Annotated in this window: 1 pseudogene; it reads right to left on the reverse strand. The window is 70.7% G+C overall.

From position 1 onward, the window contains the following. Nucleotides 1-64 precede the first annotated feature (64 nt). Nucleotides 65-1,312: pseudogene (locus tag JAO81_RS06745) on the reverse strand (peptidase); the annotation flags it as partial.

The raw sequence follows: 1,312 nt of genomic DNA on the forward strand, positions 1-1,312 counted from the left end.
CGCCGGGCGGCCCCACCCCCCACGGGAAGGACGCCCGGCGGACCGGTCTTGCGGGTGACGGAGGTCAGCGCACGTCGTACGCGCGGACCACCGTCTGGGTGACGGAATTGCCGTGGGTGTCGGTCAGTTCGGTCTTCAGCCAGACCTGCTTGCCCGACGCTCCCGCGTGATCCACCGTCGCGGTGCGGGTGTCACCCGAGCCGGAGATCTTCGCCTCGGTCCAGGTCGCGCCCTGGTCGTAGGAGTACGAGAGCTTCGCCGACTCGATGGCGCCCGGGGTGTAGCCCGCGTGCCCGGTGACGCTCAGGCCGATCTTCTGTCCGTCCTCGGCGGCGAGGGTCTTCAGGCCGTCCTCGGGCAGCGTGTAGCGCGGGAAGAGGATGCCGAGGCCCTGCGAGTACACCGACTCGTCGAGCTTCGAGCGGAACTTCCAGGTGGTCTGCATCTCCTGGGAACGCTTCCAGACCTGCGCCGGGGCGCCGATCTTCTGCAGGTACTGGGTGAGTTCGTACGTGGCCTCCTCGGCCGGTACGTCGAAGACACCGAACGGATACCCGGACTCGCCGATCAGCTCACCGTCCTTGCGGAGCGCCAGACCGCCGATATCGCCGAACGCGCCCTGTTCACCGCTGTGTTCACGGTCTCCGTAGACGGCCGAGTCGAATCCGATCAGGTTGCCCTGACGCTCGGCCGCAAGCGTCTGCCCGCCCTTCTCGTCGAGCCGGGCGCGCGGCGTGATCACTCCGTCGTACCAGCTCTCGGCGCGGGACGAGCCGGGCTTGTAGGTGCGGGTCCTGTCGACCATGAACTCGCCGAACGGGAAGGAGCTGGACAGCGAGCGCTGCCAGGCCGCGTCGTCCTCGGTGGAGTAGAACTCGGTGCGCCTGCCGGGCGCGGGGACCGTCTCGATGTCGCCGAAGAAGAACGCACGGCCGTCGGGGCGGAGCGTGGAGACCGTGTCGATGTAGTCGCCGGCCACGCCCATCGCGTGATAGGTCGTGTCGACCTTGCCGAGGCGGCTGTCGCGGACGCGGTGGGTGCGGTCGCGGTGCACCGAACCCTCGTCCGGGAACGACAGGTTGTACATGTAGGGGCTCTTCGCGGTGCCCTTCCAGGCCAGGGTGACCTCGCCCCGCGCGAGCCGGGCGAGCAGTTCCTGTGCCTCACCGGTCTGTACCGCGAGCGCGGGCAGGGTGCCGCCGGTGAAGCCGGCGGCCGGGTACCAGCGGCCCGGTGCCTCGCGGTGGACGAGGGGGGGGGGGGCGCCGGCCCTCTGCGCGGTGGGGCTCCCGGCCCCCCCCCCGGGGGCGCC

The sequence above is a fragment of the Streptomyces sp. N35 genome (genome assembly GCF_016464295.1).
Taxonomy (GTDB): domain Bacteria; phylum Actinomycetota; class Actinomycetes; order Streptomycetales; family Streptomycetaceae; genus Streptomyces.